Origin of the sequence: Polaromonas sp., from assembly GCF_012927415.1 — a bacterium.
Classification (GTDB): Bacteria; Pseudomonadota; Gammaproteobacteria; order Burkholderiales; family Burkholderiaceae_C; genus Polaromonas.
Window position 1 is genome coordinate 1 of the sequence record NZ_JABBPF010000110.1, and the last position, 12511, is coordinate 12511.

The window sequence follows — 12511 nt, forward strand, 5'->3', positions numbered from 1 at the left end:
GGCCACCACGCACAACCGCGTTGAAGGTGCCACGGAGTACACGCAGCTGCTGTTCATCCCGTCCAAGGCGCCGATGGACATGTTCAACCGCGACAAGGCGGCGGGGGTCAAGCTCTACGTGAAGCGTGTCTTCATCATGGACGACGCCCAGGCGCTGCTGCCGACCTATCTGCGCTTTGTGAAGGGCGTGGTCGATTCGTCCGATCTGCCGCTTAATGTGTCGCGTGAATTGCTGCAGGAAAGCCGCGCCGTAAAGGCTATTCGCGAAGGCAACACCCGCCGCGTGCTGTCGATGATTGAAGACCTGGCCGCCAACGAGCCCGACAAGTTCACGATTTTTTACGCCGAATTTGGCGCCGTGCTCAAGGAGGGCCTGGGCGAAGACTTTGCCAACCGCGAGCGTCTGGCAAAGCTGCTGCGTTTTGCCAGCTCGACAACGGACACCACCAGCGTCAGCTTTGCCGATTACAAAGCGCGCATGAAAGAAGGCCAGGACGCGATTTATTACATCACTGCCGACACGCTGGCCGCCGCCAAGAGCAGCCCGCAGCTGGAGATATTCCGCAAGAAGGGTATTGAAGTGCTACTCATGGCCGACCGCGTCGATGAGTGGGCGCTGAACTACCTGCACGAGTTCGACGGCACGCCGCTGCAGTCGGTCGCCAAGGGCGCGGTTGATCTGGGCAAGCTGCAGGACGAGGACGAGAAAAAAGCGGCCGAGGAAGCGCAGACCCAGTTCAAACCCATTCTGGACAAGCTCAAGGAGGCGCTGAAGGACAAGGCCGCGGATGTGCGCGCGACCAGCCGGCTGGTCGATTCACCGGCCTGTCTGGTGGTGCAGGACGGCGACATGTCCACGCAGCTGGCCCGCATGCTCAAGCAGGCCGGGCAGCCGGTTCCCGAAGTCAAGCCCATTCTGGAAGTAAACGCCCAGCATCCGCTGGTCAAGAAGCTTGAAGCCAGCGCCGAGTCGGCCAGCTTTGATGACCTGGCCCACATCCTGTTTGACCAGGCGCTGCTGGCTGAAGGTGGTTTGCCGGCAGACCCGGCGGCTTACGTGAAACGCGTGAACGCGCTGCTGGCCTAAGGCTGCGCGCCTTGCAAGATAAATGATCGGCCCTTCGGGGCCTTTCCTGTTTAAGGCCCGGTCGGCCGGTGACCTGACCCACCGCGCCCGTTCCATCCCGGAAGTCAGGCCCTGACAGCGCTTGAGTTGCGCAGTCAGCCAATGGATCGAGATCGGTTGGGGCTGTATCTCTAGCAGACCAGCGGCGCCGCCTGCATCGCCTCGGTCTGCTCCACCAGCATGTCGACCTGTCCTTGCCAGTAGTCACTTGAGCCAAACCACGGGAAGTTGATCGGAAAAATCGGGTCGTGCCAGCGCTGCGCCAGCCAGGCGCTGTAGTGCACCAGACGCAGCGTGCGCAGCGGCTCGATCAGTGCAAGCTCGCGCCGGTCGAATTCGCCAAACTCGTCGTAGCCATCGACCAGCGCGCCCAATTGCCGGGTCTGCTGCATCCGGTCGCCTGACAGCAGCATCCACAAATCCTGTACCGCCGGACCGGTCCTGGCATCGTCCAGGTCGACAAAATGCGGTCCTGCCAGTGGCAAGCCCTCGGGCGTCCACAAAATGTTGCCGGGGTGGCAATCACCGTGCAGGCGCAACTGCTGGACATGGCTGGCGCCGTCAAAAACACCCTGCGCGACCTGTATGGCTTCTTCAAACGCCTTGCGCCAGCGTGATTCCATGTCCAGCGGCAGATAACCGCCCGCCAGCAAGACATCACGCGAGGCGGTGCCAAAGGTTTGCAGGTTCAGCGCGGGGCGCTGCGTGAATGACCTGGCCGCACCGACGGTGTGGATGCGCGCCAGAAACCGGCCTATCCATTCCAGCACCTCGAAGTTGTCGAGTTCCGGCCGGCGGCCACCGCGACTGGGCGAGACGCTGAAGCTGAAACCGTCGAAATGGTGCAGGGTGGTGCCGTTCAACACCAGGGCCCCCACCACGGGAATTTCGGCGGCCATCAATTCGGTGGCAAATTCGTGTTCTTCGAGGATCTGCGCGTCGCTCCAGCGGTCGGGGCGGTAAAACTTGACCACGACGATGTCCCCGGCCAGATCGGCGCTGCCGACCAGGCTCTCAAGGTGGACCTGGTAAACCCGGTTTTCATAGCTGGAAAGAGCCATCAACCGGCCATCGCCAGCGAGCCCGACGCTGGTCAGCGCGTCCAGCACCACAACCGGGGTGAGGGCCTCGTAGGCATGGACGGCATGATGCGCCGGAGCGGCCTTGTTATGTTCTGTCATGCCTCATTGTCAACCCAGATTTGCGGCTTTGCATGTGCTGGTTCGCCTATCTCCGGCCATGATTGCAGAAATTGTAAAATCAAAGGCGAAAACAGCATTGGGTCCAATACTTACGGTCATTCATTGCTACCAAATAAATAGCAAGTTTCAGACTTCATGGCTGGAGGACATGGCCAATGCGCGGGTCACCGCCGCCACTCAGGATTTTCTCGTATGCGGCCTTCAGCGACGCCTGGCCCGAATGCCGCTGGACGATCAGCCAGGGTGCAGGCGGCTGGCCGGCCTTGCGGATGAAGGCCTGCCAGGCGTGCACCAGCTGCTGGTTAAAAGCCTGGGCGCCCCATTCGGCGCTGCGTTTTTTTATTTGCGCGGGGGCAAAAAACAGGGTCGGCCGCGGGCCGGGCAGCTCCCTCGTGCTGCCTTTGGCGGCAAGCTGATCCACATGCGTGCCGCCAATCGAGCAGTCGTATTTGAGCTGGCTGAAGCGCTTGTGGATACGCTGGCGCAGCTCGGCGTTGCCGGCGAAGTCGATATAAACACAGGCTGAATCGGCTGGTAGCTGGTCGAGCTGGTCATAAGTCAGCACGCGGCTGTAAAGCCCCAGGCTTTTGCAAAAAGCCACATTGCCCGGCGAGGTCAACCCGACCCGCTTGATGCCTGCCCGCTGCGCCAGCTGAAAGGCCGTGCCATAGGCCGTTTTGCTGGACGCGCTGGACAGCAGCAGGGTACCTTCCTGCGCTCCGAAGAAATGGTTGTCGGCCAGAAAATCATCAATCAGGAAAGACGTGATGAAGAGCGGGCGCAGCAGCGACTGCACGTCTTCGGTCGTCGCCGCGTAGAACGGGTCCTGGCTGCAGCGCAGGTACTGGTTGTAGACGGCGGGCAGGCCTAGCCGGTGCGCGGCGCCGTCGACAAAACCGGCTGGCGTTACGCGCTGCGGTTGCAAGACCTGCTGGCTGGCCATGGGGTAGTAGCCGTAAAACTTTTCGCCGACGGCAATACCTTCGCACAATGATTGCGTCACGGTCGCAAAACCCCAGACCGGAATGCAGCCCCAGCCGGCTTCACCGGTGGGAAAAAACTGCCAGTAATTCATCGTCTCGCCGAAGGCCGCGTACGTGATGTTGTTCGCCGTCAAGGCAAACGATTCGATGCACAGGCGTACCTGCCCCTGCACCAGGGGCAAGTTTTGGGTGCTGAGCCAGCGCGTGTCGCCCAGCCGATCTTTTCGGACCTGAAAATGATTGGTGCAAGAAGCGGGATTCATCATTCGCACCATAAAGCAAGCGGCCCGCCAGTTCAACACCGGCGGGCCACTTTGGCGACAGTTCGCCGGAATGCCCGGGTCATGGCCTACCGGATGGGCCGGCATGACGGCCGACCAGGTGCGCAGCGCCGGGCCGTCCCAAGCCAGCACAGCCCCCTCGGGGGGCAGAAAGCTACGCTTGGCGAGCGAACCGTGGGGGCGCTTTATTTCAGCGTGATGGTGACATCAATGTTGCCGCGCGTGGCGTTGGAGTAGGGGCAGACCTCGTGGGCGGCATCCACCAGCTCCTGAGCGGAGGCGCGGTCCATGCCGGGCAGCGTGATGTCAAGGCGCACGGCGATGCCGTAGCCGGCGGGAATCTTGCCCAGGTCAACGCTGGCGTCAATGCTGGTGCCCTCGGGAACGCTGATCTTTTTCATGCCGGCCACCGCCTTGATGGCACCGATGAAACAGGCCGAGTAGCCGGCGGCAAAAAGCTGCTCGGGGTTGGTTCCGGTACCGGCGGTGCCGGGCGAGCTCAGGGTGACGCTCAGGCGGCCGTCATCGGTTTTGGACTGGCCGTCGCGGCCACCAGTGGTGTGGGCGTGGGCTGTGTACAGCACTTTTTCGAGTTGGGTGGTCATGGTTTTGCCTTTAAGAAAAGACCTCGGGATGGAGGCTGGGTTGAAAAGTCGGGAGAAGGGAGGAATGCGTCAGGTTTTAGCCGGCCAGCCGCTGGCGCAGGGTCTGCATTTGCTGCGTCAGCGCCAGCAGCTCGGGAATCGAGCACTGCGTGGCGCTCAAAATGCAGCCAGGAATTTTTTCAGCCTTGGACTTGAGCTGGCGGCCGGCAGCTGTCAGCGTGATGTGCACGCGGCGCTCGTCGGCCACGTCTCGCAGGCGCGACAGCAGGCTGGCGGCCTCCATGCGTTTGAGCAGCGGCGTGAGCGTGCCCGAATCGAGGAAAAGCCGCTCACCCAGTTCCGATACCGTCAGGCCGTCCTGCTCCCACAGCACCAGAAGGGCAAGGTACTGCGGGTAGGTCAGTCCCAATTCGTCCAGCAGCGGCTTGTACAGCCGGGTCATGGCCAGCGAGGTGGAATAAAGGGCAAAACAGAGCTGGTTGTCCAGTTGCAGCATCGCGTCGGCGTTGGCTTGTTTCATGAACGAATTATATCGAACAATTAAATTGTGTGCAATCTAATCTTCGGCCTGTGTCGGGAAGGCATTTGCGAAGCAGCGTCATCAGGCGGCAAGCGTGGGTACTAAACTGCAGGGGCATGCAAAAATCCAGTACTCCCCCTCCCGGCAAGTCCTTGCGCAAGGCGGCAGAACCGTCCAAAGCGCAAGCCGAAAAACCCGGACCGCTGATTGAAGAACTCCGGCCTGGCCAGTCGATCGGGCTGCTCAAGGAGCTGCACATCCTGACGCGCGAGGGCAAGCTCAACCAGGACACGCGGCGCAAACTCAAGCAGGTCTATCACCTGTACCAGTTCATCGAGCCGCTGCTCGAAGAAGTGTCGACTGCAGGCGATGATTTTTCGCTGGCCGATCACGGCGCCGGCAAGTCCTACCTCGGCTTTATTTTGTATGACCTGTTCTTCAACGTGGCGCACCAGGGCCGGAAAACCGCAGGCCATATTTACGGCATCGAAACGCGCGCCGAGCTGGTCGAAAAATCACGCGCGCTGGCCGATCGGCTGGGCTTTTCGCGCATGTCGTTTTTGAACCTATCGGTGCAGCAGGCTACTTTGTCTGCCGAGCTGCCGCCCACGGTGGACATCGTTACCGCGCTGCGTGCCGGCGCCACCGCCCCCCACGCCGCGATTGCCTTCGGCCTGGCCAGGCAGGCGCGCCACATGGTGCTGGTGCCATGCTGCCAGGCTGAAGTGGCGGGCGTTTTGAAGAAATTTCGCGCGCTCTCGCTGAACAAAACGCCGTTGGCCGAGCTATGGCGCCATCCGCTGCACACCCGCGAATTCGGCAGCCAGATCACCAACGTGCTGCGCTGCCTGCAGCTTGAGGCCCACGGCTATCAGGTCACCGTGACCGAGCTGGTGGGCTGGGAGCATTCGATGAAGAACGAACTTATTCTGGCCAGCCGTCCGGCTACGCCCAACCCCGGCAAAACCCGCACCGCGCAAACGCGCTTGCAGCAGGTGCTGCAGGAGCTGGGGCTGGGTGAACTGAGCGCGCGTTTTGCGGTGCTGCCCTGAACCGACCTGACCCGTTTTGAAACAGCTCTGCTGTTCCGGCCCATCCAACCCGCCTCGGAACCGGTCAGCCGGCGCTCCCGGTGCTGACCCGGAGACATTGATGAACCCAGACCTTGCCAACAGCAGCCTCGCTCCCCGCGATTGGGCCTGCCATTCCCCTTATCTTTCGCCCGGTTACAAATCGACTCTGCTGCGTGCGCCGGCAAGAGCTTTGTTGCCCATCAAACAGGCGCTGGCCCGGCTTAATGCGCCGGTTTACGGCAGTGAGCAGCTCGGCCCGTTCGACCACGACCTGACAAAAAACGCCATCAAAAACGGTGAACCGCTGGGCGAGCGCATCATCGTCGCCGGCCGAGTCACCGATGAAGACGGCCGGCCGGTCCGGCGTACGCTGGTTGAAATCTGGCAGGCCAATGCCGCCGGCCGCTACGTTCACAAGGTCGACCAGCACGCCGCGCCGCTGGACCCGAACTTCCTGGGCGCCGGCCGCTGCATGACGGACGACCAGGGGCGTTACCGCTTCAATAGCATCAAGCCCGGCGCCTACCCGTGGGGCAACCACCCCAATGCCTGGCGGCCCAACCACATTCACTTTTCACTGTTCGGCGACTACTTTGCCAGCCGCCTTGTGACGCAGATGTATTTCCCGGGTGACCCGCTGCTGGCCTATGACCCGATCTACCAGGGCGTGCCTGAAAACGCGCGCGAACTGCTGGTGTCCCGGTTCAGCCTGGACGTGACCGAGCCCGACGTCGCGCTGGGGTATGAATTCAACATCGTCTTGCGCGGCCCCCGGGGCTCGCGCTTTGAATAAGCAGAAGCCTGAGACACCATGAGCAAACTTCAGCAGACGCCGTCGCAAACCGTCGGCCCCTACTTTGCCTACGGCCTGACGCCAACCCAGTATGGCTACGACCTGCCAAGCCTGTTCAGTCCGGTGCTGGCGCAGCCCAATGCCCGCGGAGAGCACATCCGCATCACCGGGCAGGTGTTTGACGGCGCGGGCCAGACGGTAGGTGACGCGCTGATCGAGATCAGCCAGCTGGACAGCAGCGGACAGCCCGTAAGGACCGGGGCCGATGCCCGAGCCCTTGGGTTTACCGGCTTTGGCCGATGCGGCACCGGCATGCTGGCACAAAACCACTATGCATTTGAAACCCTGAAACCCGGCGCGGCGCAGCCCGGTGAAGCGCCTTTCATCAATGTGTGCCTGACGATGCGCGGCCTGCTGTCCCATACCTTCACCCGGATTTATTTTGACGACGAAGCGTCGGCCAACAGCAGCGACGCGCTGCTGGCCAGCTTGCCGCCGGATCGGCGAGCCACCCTGATTGCGCGGCGTGAAGCAAGCGGCGCAGGGCCGGTCTACCGGTTTGACATTCACATGCAGGACAGCGCGCATGGCAGGGAAACAGTGTTTTTCGACCTGTGATCCAGCGTCACAAAATTCTGGGGCTCGGCCCCTGCATGCTACTAAAAAAATAGCTGGACATGCCGATTCTTATTGGACCACACCCCTGTCTGGCTTGAAAAAGCGATAAGGGCAGCCCGACCGGCTGATGGGCGCTGGTGGCCGACACCCTGCTGGCTGTGGGCCGCATTGACACCGAAGGCGGGCAGGGCCCTGGTCTGCGGGGCTTCAGGCAGCTCAAGCGTGTCGGGACGGGTTTGCATCCGCTCGATCGCGGCACCCGGATGGGCCGCCAGCGCCACCAGATCGTCCTCATCCTCAAAGCCGAACTGCAGGCCCCGCAGGCTCTCTGCCCATAGCAGGCCGGGCAATCGCCCGGCCGAAGCGAGGGGGCACCACCCGCTGGCTGGTCGGTTCGGCCAGCCCCGGGGTCGGGAACGCTGGTGTTCAGCGCCAAGCTGGGCGAGCAGGTCTCGCGTCGGCGCAATGGATGGCGGGCCGTTTAGACGACCGAAATAAAAAATTGATGCGCTGTCAGCGCTTCAGTTACGAAAGCGCTTGCGCGTTAGCGCCAAAGCGATCCAGAACGCGGCCACGCCATACACCACCAGCACAGCCAGATGCCGCAAGCCCTGCACCGGCCACTGGCCGAGGAATAGTGGCCGGATCAGCTCGACGGCGGCGGTCAGTGGCAGCCAGTCCGAAATCACCCGCATCACACCCGGCAACTGGTCGCGCGGGAAAAACACGCCGCTCAGGAACATCGTCGGCGTGAGAAAGAGCGAGAAATAGTAGGTGAAAAAATCGTAGCCCTTGGCCAGGGCGTTGAAGATCAGCGCAATGCTGGCGAACACGATGCCGACCAGGCCGAGCAGCGGCAGGGCCAGCAGCAACATGGCGCTGTGGCTGATGCCCAACGCCAGCATGACCGCCAGAATCACGGTGCTGGTGAACATCGACTTGAACGCGGCCCAGAGCATTTCGGCAAACACCACGTCGTCGAGCCGTACCGGCGCATTCATGATCCCGTCCCAGGTGCGCTGCACATTCATGCGCGAAAAAGCCGAGTACAGCGCCTCGAACGAAGCGGCATTCATCGCGCTCATGCAAATCGAGCCGCTGGCCAGAAACAGGATGTAGGGCACGGCGATGCCGTTGAGCTGCACCTGTCCGACCAGCGCGCCCAGCCCGTAGCCAAAAGCGACCAGCGTGATCAACGGTTCGGCGATGTTGCCGACCAGGCTGGGCACCGCCAGCTTGCGCCATACCAGCAGGTTGCGCTGGAAGACGGGCAGCCAGCGCCAGCTGATCTGCGGTGGCCTGAACAAGGCCGGCGGGCTAGTTTGGATTTCGGTCATCATGCGGCCTCCCTGATCTGGCGTCCGGTGAGTTTGAGGAACAAGTCTTCCAGGTTGGCGGGGCGGTGCAGGGTGCGCAGCTCCGGGTAGTCGCTCAATGCGGTTAGCAGGCCTTTGGCGTCGCTGGTGTAGAAAAACAGCGTTTCGCCGCTCACCTCGACCCGTGCGGCCATGGCCTTGAGCGGCGAGTCCATCAGCGCCAGGGCGCCAGCGCCGTATACCTCAACCACGTCGGGCTCCAGGTTTTGCGCAATCAGGTCGCGCGGCGAGCCTTCGGTCATTTTCTTGCCGTGGTCCAGCACCAGAAGGCGGTTGCACAGGCGCTCGGCCTCGTCCATGAAATGCGTGGTCAGCAGAATGGATTTGCCCTGTTGCACCAGGCGCTGCAGCCGCTCCCACATCAGATGCCGGGCCTGCGGGTCCAGGCCGGTGGTCGGTTCGTCGAGCAGCAGCAGCTGCGGGTCATTGACCAGCGCACGCGCCAGGCTCAGGCGCCGCTTCATGCCGCCGGAGAGTTCGCTGAGCTTGGCGTCGGCCTTGTGGGTCAGGGCCGCAAACTCCAGCAGCTTGGGGATACGCGCCTTGATGACCGAATCCTTCAGGCCGAAATAGCGACCGAACACCAGCAGGTTTTCTGAACAGGAAAAATCCGGGTCCAGGCTGTCGAACTGGCTGACAATGCCCAGCCGCTCCTTGATGGCCAGCGCGTCTTGCGGCATGTTTAGGCTGGGCGCCTGCCCGGTGGCTGCGCCGTTGGGGAAATAGCTGATGCGCCCGGTGTCGGGGCTGGTCAGCCCCAGGCACATGCGGATGGTGGTGGTTTTGCCGGCGCCGTTGGGTCCGATCACGCCCAGGCATTCGCCCGGCGAAATGGAAAAGGACAACTGGTTGACGACGATGTTGTCACCGTAGCGCTTGCTCAGGTCAACGACTTCAAATAGGGGCTGGGTCATTCGGCTATTGTGCCTATCGGGCGCGGGGTTTTGTGTCAGGCGTCGTCGCCGTCGCCGTAGTCGTGGTCCGGGTGGTTGACGGCGATCGGCTCCCCGTCGCCCCGGCCGGCGATCTGGCTACGGGCCACGCCCAGCTCGCCGGTCAGCAACTGGCGGATGCGGCGCATGGCGCCTGCCCCGGCGTAAGGCCGGCATGGCGATGGTCGCTTTCGCGAACGACCCACTGAACGCCCCGTTGCGCCGGGCGGAGCAGGGCGCGTTCCTCGACGGCGTCGCCCACTTCCATGAGCACAAGGGAGCGGGCCGTGTCCGGCCGGCAGGGGCCGCGTGGGCTCGAGAAAGATCAGTTTCTTGTCGCTGGCGGGGTCGTTGACCTCGAAACCCTGCAGTTCTGTGCCAGCCAGCGTGATGCGGCGCCTGGCCAGGCTCAGGACCTGCAGGCGGCTCCCAGGGGTAAGCGGTGTCGTGCGCAAACGCCGTGAAGTACAGTAGTCGAGCGTAGCGCCGGAGCGAAGCCTCTCTGGCCGGCCCAGCGGCTCAGCGGCTCTGCGCCTTTCAAGCTTTTTCCTTGCTACTTACGATTTATCTATTTACCCTTCAGCACTTATGACCATCTTCGGAACGCCTTTGTCCCCCCACGCCACCAAAGTCATGCTGCTCGGCTCGGGCGAGCTGGGCAAGGAAGTGCTGATCGCGCTGCAGCGGCTGGGTGTGGAAACGATTGCCGTTGACCGTTACGACAACGCTCCGGGCCAGCAGGTGGCGCACCACGCGCGCACCATTACCATGAGTGATCCAGCGCAGCTCAAGGCACTCATCGAAAAAGAAAAGCCGGATCTGGTGGTGCCGGAAATCGAAGCGATTGCCACGTCCATGCTGGAGGAACTCGAGGCGGCCGGCACGGTGCGCGTGATTCCCACGGCCCGCGCCGCCCGCCTGACGATGGACCGCGAAGGCATTCGGCGGCTGGCGGCAGAAACATTAAAACTGCCAACCAGCCCGTATGTGTTCTGCGATTCGCATGACGAGTTGCAGGCTGCGATTGATTCAAAAATAGGTTACCCCTGCGTCGTCAAGCCGGTGATGAGTTCATCTGGCAAGGGCCAGAGCAAGATCGCCTTGCCACGGGACGTGAAAGCCGCGTGGGACTGCGCGATGGCCGGTGGTCGCGTCAGCCATGGCCGGGTGATCGTCGAAGGGTTTATTGATTTTGACTACGAGATCACGCTGCTGACGGTGCGGGCTATGGGTGCTGACGGGCTAATTGAAACGCATTTCTGCGAGCCGATTGGCCATGTCCAAGTTAATGGTGACTATGTGGAAAGCTGGCAGCCGCACCCGATGCCTCCGGCCGCGCTGCAAAAAAGCCGGGAAATCGCCAGGGCCGTGACCGACAACCTCGGTGGCCAGGGCCTGTTTGGCGTCGAGTTGTTCGTGAAAGGTGACGAGGTCTGGTTTAGCGAAGTCAGTCCACGCCCGCACGACACCGGCATGGTGACGCTGTGCACCCAGTGGCAAAACGAGTTTGAGCTGCATGCGCGGGCAATTTTGGGCTTGTCTGTCAATACCGCGCTGAAAAGCCCGGGCGCCAGCGCCGTAATTTATGGCGGCGTGGATGCGGTAGGCATCGTGTTCGACGGCGTGGCCGATGCGCTGCGGGTGCCTAACACCGACATCCGCCTGTTCGGCAAGCCCGAGAGTTTCGTCAAGCGCCGCATGGGCGTTGCGCTGGCCTTCGATGGCGATGTGGAGGTGGCGCGTGTCAATGCCAAACTGGCGGCGTCGAAAGTCAGGCCCAGGGCAGCTTGATGGCCGGTATTGAGCTAGTGGACTAGCCCATGCAGCTTTCCGCGCTGATCTCCTGGGCCGACGATTCGACGCTGCATGTCCTGGTAGCGGCAGCGGTCAGCCTGCTGCTGGCCCTGCTGGTGCATCGCGTGAGCTCGACCGTTGTGCTGCGCCTGACGCGTTTCATGCCGGTGGCGGACATGGCGGCGCGGCAATGCAGGGGGCCCGCCCAGCTGTTCCTGCCGCTGATTGCACTGCAAGGCGTTTGGCAAGCCGCGCCCGATACCTTTCCGCTGATAGCCGGTGTGCGCCATGTCAACGTCCTGCTGCTGCTGACCGCCCTGACCTGGCTCGGCCTGCGCGCCGCTCGTGGGGTAGCACAGGGTGTCATCAGCCTGCACCCGGTCAATGTCGAGGACAACCTGCAGGCGCGCCGCATTCATACCCAAACCCGCATGCTGGCCCGGACCGCCATGTTCATCATGATGCTGGCCGGACTGGCCCTGATGCTGATGACTTTTCCGGGAGCGCGCCAGATCGGCGCCAGCTTGCTGGCTTCGGCCGGCGTGGTGGGGCTGGTGGCCGGTATTGCCGCGCGGCCGATCTTCAGCAATTTGATCGCCGGGCTGCAGATCGCGCTGGCGCAGCCGTTTCGTATCGACGATGTGCTGATCATTCAGAACGAATGGGGCCGGGTGGAGGAAATCACTGGCACTTACGTGGTGCTGAAAATCTGGGATGAACGCCGACTGATCATTCCGCTTCAATGGTTTATTGAAAACCCGTTTCAGAACTGGACCCGCAAAAGCGCCCAGATCACCGGCACCGTTTTTTTGTGGGTGGATTACGGCATGCCGCTGGAGCCGCTGCGCGAAGCCGCCCAGCGCGCCTGTGAGGCTGCGCCCGAATGGGACAAGCGGCTGTGTTTGCTGCAGGTGGTCGAGGCGGGTGAGCGCAGCATGCAGCTGCGCTTGCTCGTGACCTCCAGCAATTCCAGTTTGAACTGGGACCTGCGCTGCAAGGTACGCGAGGCGCTGGTCGATTGCATGCAGCGCGACTGGCCGCAGCATCTGCCGTTGATGCGGGCGGAGCTGGCTGAGCGGTCTGCTGTGGTTCGGCCGGATGGTCCGCCGCTTCCTTGAGTTTTTTCCCTTTTTTCCCTTTGTGGCTTCTCGGGCGCTGGGTGAGCGCATCGGAGTTGGGTTGGCCGGGCGACCCCCGGCCCGCCCCGC

At 62.4% G+C, this 12511-nt stretch carries 14 protein-coding genes; 6 read left to right on the forward strand and 8 right to left on the reverse strand.

The window, feature by feature from the left end; genetic code table 11:
* A partial coding sequence (gene htpG, locus HHJ19_RS10960; RefSeq protein ID WP_296907142.1) for a molecular chaperone HtpG occupies positions 1 to 1087 on the forward strand: 1087 nt, incomplete at its 5' end.
* 170 nt (positions 1088 to 1257) lie between these two features.
* On the opposite strand, the gene HHJ19_RS10965 is transcribed toward htpG, so the two are convergent.
* The 4 genes from HHJ19_RS10965 to HHJ19_RS10980 all read right to left on the reverse strand — a co-directional run bounded on the left by HHJ19_RS10965 (position 1258) and on the right by HHJ19_RS10980 (position 4717).
* Positions 1258 to 2307 carry a serine/threonine protein kinase gene (locus HHJ19_RS10965; protein ID WP_296907144.1) on the reverse strand — a complete coding sequence of 350 codons (1050 nt, stop codon included), beginning with the start codon at positions 2305 to 2307 and terminating at the stop codon, positions 1258 to 1260.
* A 154-nt stretch (positions 2308 to 2461) separates the two neighbouring features.
* A complete protein-coding gene (locus HHJ19_RS10970; protein WP_296907146.1) occupies positions 2462 to 3574 on the reverse strand; it encodes a DUF2855 family protein in 1113 nt (370 codons plus the stop codon).
* 203 nt (positions 3575 to 3777) lie between these two features.
* A complete protein-coding gene (locus HHJ19_RS10975) occupies positions 3778 to 4197 on the reverse strand; it encodes an organic hydroperoxide resistance protein (protein WP_296907148.1) in 420 nt (139 codons plus the stop codon).
* Between the two features lie 76 nt (positions 4198 to 4273).
* A complete protein-coding gene (locus HHJ19_RS10980; protein WP_296907150.1) occupies positions 4274 to 4717 on the reverse strand; it encodes a MarR family transcriptional regulator in 444 nt (147 codons plus the stop codon).
* A gap of 116 nt (positions 4718 to 4833) precedes the next feature.
* Between HHJ19_RS10980 and HHJ19_RS10985 the strand changes: the two genes are divergently transcribed.
* The 3 genes from HHJ19_RS10985 (at position 4834) to pcaG (ending at position 7201) form a co-directional block, all read left to right on the forward strand.
* On the forward strand, positions 4834 to 5769 hold the full coding sequence (locus HHJ19_RS10985; RefSeq protein ID WP_296907152.1) for an SAM-dependent methyltransferase: 936 nt from the start codon (positions 4834 to 4836) through the stop codon (positions 5767 to 5769).
* 100 nt (positions 5770 to 5869) lie between these two features.
* On the forward strand, positions 5870 to 6583 hold the full coding sequence (gene pcaH, locus HHJ19_RS10990) for a protocatechuate 3,4-dioxygenase subunit beta (protein ID WP_296907154.1): 714 nt from the start codon (positions 5870 to 5872) through the stop codon (positions 6581 to 6583).
* A gap of 18 nt (positions 6584 to 6601) precedes the next feature.
* Positions 6602 to 7201 (forward strand): protocatechuate 3,4-dioxygenase subunit alpha, encoded by a 600-nt coding sequence (gene pcaG, locus HHJ19_RS10995; protein ID WP_296907155.1) that lies wholly within the window; start codon positions 6602 to 6604, stop codon positions 7199 to 7201.
* A gap of 41 nt (positions 7202 to 7242) precedes the next feature.
* Here the strand turns inward: pcaG and HHJ19_RS11000 are convergent, their stop codons facing one another.
* The 4 genes from HHJ19_RS11000 to HHJ19_RS11015 all read right to left on the reverse strand — a co-directional run bounded on the left by HHJ19_RS11000 (position 7243) and on the right by HHJ19_RS11015 (position 9964).
* Positions 7243 to 7551, reverse strand: a complete 309-nt coding sequence (locus HHJ19_RS11000; RefSeq protein ID WP_296907158.1) for a hypothetical protein — start codon at positions 7549 to 7551, stop codon at positions 7243 to 7245.
* A gap of 171 nt (positions 7552 to 7722) precedes the next feature.
* Positions 7723 to 8538, reverse strand: a complete 816-nt coding sequence (locus tag HHJ19_RS11005) for an ABC transporter permease (protein WP_296907161.1) — start codon at positions 8536 to 8538, stop codon at positions 7723 to 7725.
* Positions 8538 to 9491: an ATP-binding cassette domain-containing protein gene (locus HHJ19_RS11010; protein WP_296907164.1), complete on the reverse strand. Its 954-nt coding sequence runs from the start codon at positions 9489 to 9491 to the stop codon at positions 8538 to 8540. Before HHJ19_RS11010 ends, HHJ19_RS11005 begins: the two co-directional genes overlap by 1 nt.
* 35 nt (positions 9492 to 9526) lie before the next feature.
* A complete protein-coding gene (locus HHJ19_RS11015; protein WP_296907166.1) occupies positions 9527 to 9964 on the reverse strand; it encodes a hypothetical protein in 438 nt (145 codons plus the stop codon).
* A 133-nt stretch (positions 9965 to 10097) separates the two neighbouring features.
* Here HHJ19_RS11015 and purT point away from each other — a divergent pair, with 133 nt between their 5' ends.
* Together purT and HHJ19_RS11025 are read left to right on the forward strand one after the other, a co-directional pair.
* The gene (gene purT / locus HHJ19_RS11020) at positions 10098 to 11300 is read left to right on the forward strand and encodes a formate-dependent phosphoribosylglycinamide formyltransferase (protein ID WP_296907169.1); all 1203 of its coding nucleotides are present in this window, start codon (positions 10098 to 10100) and stop codon (positions 11298 to 11300) included.
* A 29-nt stretch (positions 11301 to 11329) separates the two neighbouring features.
* On the forward strand, positions 11330 to 12421 hold the full coding sequence (locus HHJ19_RS11025; RefSeq protein WP_296907171.1) for a mechanosensitive ion channel domain-containing protein: 1092 nt from the start codon (positions 11330 to 11332) through the stop codon (positions 12419 to 12421).
* Positions 12422 to 12511: the final 90 nt, after the last annotated feature.